This window comes from Pseudomonas fluorescens, assembly GCF_005938625.1.
GTDB lineage: Bacteria > Pseudomonadota > Gammaproteobacteria > Pseudomonadales > Pseudomonadaceae > Aquipseudomonas > Aquipseudomonas fluorescens_BD.
This window is the reverse complement of sequence record NZ_VCNJ01000110.1, coordinates 1-4225: the sequence shown is the minus strand read 5'-3', so window position 1 is coordinate 4225 and position 4225 is coordinate 1. Positions and strand designations below refer to the sequence as shown.

Genomic DNA, 4225 nt, shown 5'->3' with positions numbered 1-4225 from the left:
GCGGCCGGTGCCGCCAGCCGCCGGCACGCCGGTGGCCGTGACCCTGGCCAACGGTCAGAACATCACCATCGAAATCGGCAAAACCACCGGCACCGTGACCACCACCGCACCGAACGATGCGTTGAACGGCCACACGCCGCTGACCAACGCAATCACTGACGTGAGCGGCGGTAACTACGAGAACCTGGTCGCCGACAAGACGCCGGTTTCGACCACCGTTACCGATACCGTCGACACCACCAACCTGTCGCTTTCCGCGACTGGCACCGTGGCTGAAGGCGGTTCGATTGTTTACACCGCAACCCTGACCAACCCGGCTGGCACGCCAGTCACCGTGACACTGAGCAACGGTTCGGTGATTACCATCGACGCGGGTAAGACCACTGGCACCGTGACCGTCGCTGCACCGGCCGATGACGTCTATAAAGACGCCGGCAAAGTCGAAGTGACCATCAAGGACGCTAGCGGCGGCAACTTCGAGAACCTGGTTCCGAGCACCACGCCAGCCGTCACTGACGTGACCGACACCATCGACACCTCGACGGTCAAACTGACCGCCACCGAGTCTGCGGCTGAAGGTGGCACCGTCACCTACACCGCCACGGTCGGTGCGCCAGTCACTGGCTCGCCGGTTGTCGTGACCCTGGCCAACGGTCAGAACATCACCATCGAAGTGGGTAAAACCACCGGCACCGTGACCACCACCGCGCCAAACGATGCGTTGACCGGTCATGCACCGCTGACCAACTCGATCACTGGCGTTTCCGGCGGAAACTACGAAAACCTCGTGGCCGACAAAACTCCGGTCAGCACCACCGTGACCGACACTGTCGACACCACCAATCTGTCGCTGAGCGCCACCGGTTCGGTGAACGAAGGCGGTCAGATCACCTACACCGCGACACTGACCAACGCGGCTGGCTCGCCGGTCACCGTGACCCTGAGCAACGGCTCGGTGATCACCATCGATGCCGGCAAAACCACCGGCACCGTGACCGTCGACGCACCGAAAGATGACGTCTACAAAGATGCCGGCACCGTAGAAGCGACCATCAAAGGCGCGACCGGTGGCGACTTCGAAAACCTCGTCACCAGCACTGCTCCGGCCGTCACCACCGTCAACGACACCATCGACACCTCCACCGTGTCGCTGACCGCCACCGCCAACGTCGCCGAAGGCGAAACCGTGGTCTACACCGCGACCGTGACCGCACCCGTGACGGGTTCACCGGTTGTCGTGACCCTGTCGAACGGCCAGACCATCACCATCGCCGTCGGAGAAACCACCGGCTCGGTGAACTTCGTTGCACCGAACAGCCCATTGGCCGGCGGCAGCTCGCTGAGCGTGACCATCGACGGCGCTACCGGTGGCAACTACGAAAAACTCGCGGTCGACGGCAAGTCCGCCGATACCGCGGTTTCGGACACCACCGACACCACCAACCTGAACCTGACCGCGACCGATTCGGTGGCTGAAGGCGGTTCGATCGTTTACACCGCGACGCTGACCAACCCGGCCGGCACGCCGGTAACCGTGACGCTGTCGAACGGCGCGGTGATCACCATCGAGGCCGGTAAAACTGCTGGCACCGTGACCGTTGCGGCTCCAGCCGATGACGTCTACAAGGACGCCGGCAAAGTCGAAGCGACCATTGCAACCGCTACCGGTGGCAATTTCGAGAACCTGGTGCCGAGCACCGTTCCAGCCGTGACCAACGTCACCGACACCATCGACACCACCACCGTCAAACTCACCGCGACCGAGTCGGCGGCTGAGGGCGGCACTGTTACTTACACCGCGACAGTGGGCGCGCCAGTGACCGGTGCTCCGGTGACCGTGACCTTGGCCAACGGCCAGAACATCACCATCGAAGTCGGCAAAACCACCGGCACCGTGACCACCACTGCACCGAACGACGCGTTGACCGGCCATGCGCCGATCAGCAATGCGATCACCGGCGTCAGCGGCGGCAATTACGAGAACCTGGTAGCGGACAAGACCCCTGTTTCGACCAACGTGACCGACACCGTCGACACCACCAATCTGTCGCTGACCGCGACCGGCTCCGTGGCCGAAGGTGGCTCGATTGTTTACACCGCGACCCTGACCAACCCGGCCGGCACCCCGGTGACCGTGACCCTTTCCAACGGTTCGGTCATCACTATCGAAGCGGGTAAAACCACCGGCACCGTGACCGTCGCGGCGCCAGCCGATGACGTCTACAAGGACGCCGGTAAAGTTGAAGTGACCATCAAGGACGCCACGGGCGGCAACTTCGAGAACCTCGTTCCGAGCACCACACCTGCGGTAACTGACGTCACTGACACCATCGATACCTCGACGGTCAAACTGACCGCCACCGAGTCTGCCGCTGAAGGCGGCACCGTCACTTACACCGCCACCGTCGGCGCGCCGGTGACCGGTTCGCCAGTCGTGGTGACCTTGGCCAACGGCCAGAACATCACCATCGAAGTCGGCAAAACCACCGGCACCGTGACCACCATTGCACCGAACGATGCGTTGACCGGTCATGCGCCACTGACCAACGCCATCACTGGCGTCAGCGGCGGCAACTACGAAAACCTCGTGGCCGACAAAACGCCGGTCAGCACTAACGTGACCGACACCGTCGACACCACCAACCTGTCGCTGACCGCGACCGGCTCCGTGGCCGAGGGTGGTTCGATCATCTACACCGCGACCCTGACCAATGCCGCTGGCTCGCCAGTGACCGTGACGTTAAGCAATGGCGCGGTGATCACCATCGAAGCCGGCAAAACCACAGGCACCGTGTCTGTTCCAGCGCCAGCCGATGACGTCTACAAGGACGCGGGCAAAGTCGAAGCAACCATTTCGACTGCTACTGGCGGCAACTTCGAAAGCCTGGTGCCGAGCACTGTTCCTGCGGTCACGCAGGTCACCGATACCATCGACACTTCGACCGTCAAACTGACGGCCGACACTTCGGTGGCTGAAGGCGGCACCGTCACTTACACCGCCACTGTTGGCGCACCAGTAACCGGTTCGCCGGTCACCGTGACCTTGGCCAACGGCCAGAACATCACCATCGAAGTTGGCAAGACCACCGGCACCGTCACCTTCACCGCGCCGAACGATGCGTTGACCGGCCACGCTCCGCTGACTAACTCGATCAGTGGTGTAACCGGTGGCAATTACGAAAACCTCGTGGCCGACAAGACACCGGTTTCGACCAACGTCACCGACACCGTCGACACCACCAATCTGTCGCTGACTGCGACCGGCACCGTTGCGGAAGGTGGTTCGATCATCTACACCGCAACGCTGACCAACGCGGCTGGCTCACCAGTTACCGTGACCCTGTCGAATGGCGCAGTGATCACCATCGACGCCGGCAAAACCACCGGCACCGTCACCGTTCCAGCTCCGGCAGATGACGTCTACAAAGACGCCGGCAAAGTCGAAGCAACGATCTCCACCGCTACCGGTGGCAACTTCGAGAACCTGGTGCCGAGCACTGTGCCGGCCGTGACCGAAGTCACCGATACCATCGACACCTCGACCGTCAAACTGACCGCCGATACCTCCGTGGCTGAAGGCGGCACCGTCACCTACACCGCCACTGTCGGCGCACCAGTAACCGGTTCGCCGGTCACCGTGACCTTGGCCAACGGCCAGAACATCACCATCGAAGTCGGCAAAACCACGGGCACCGTGACCACCACCGCACCGAACGATGCGCTGACCGGTCAGGCGCCACTGACCAACTCGATCACTGGTGTAACCGGTGGCAATTACGAGAATCTGGTAGCCGACAAAACCCCGGTTTCGACCACGGTCACCGATACCGTCGACACCACCAACCTGTCGCTCAGCGCGACTGGCTCGGTCGCTGAAGGTGGTTCGATCGTCTACACCGCAACGCTGACCAACGCGGCTGGCTCCCCGGTCACCGTGACCCTGTCCAACGGCGCTGTCATCACCATCGAAGCGGGCAAAACCACCGGCACCGTGACCGTCGCAGCGCCGGCGGATGACGTTTACAAAGATGCAGGCAAAGTCGAAGCAACCATTTCGACAGCGACCGGTGGCAACTTCGAGAATCTGGTACCGAGCACTGTGCCGGCAGTGACCAACGTCACTGACACCATCGACACCACAACCGTAAAACTCACCGCCACCGAGTCGACAGCTGAAGGCGGCAACGTTGTCTACACAGCGACAGTCGGCGCCCCAGTGACTGGC

General features: G+C 62.3%; 1 protein-coding gene. It reads left to right on the top strand.

Annotated elements, in window-relative coordinates; genetic code table 11:
- Positions 1–4225, top strand: a 4225-nt coding sequence (locus FGA82_RS31555) for a beta strand repeat-containing protein (protein ID WP_349305998.1), incomplete at both ends; no start/stop codon positions are given.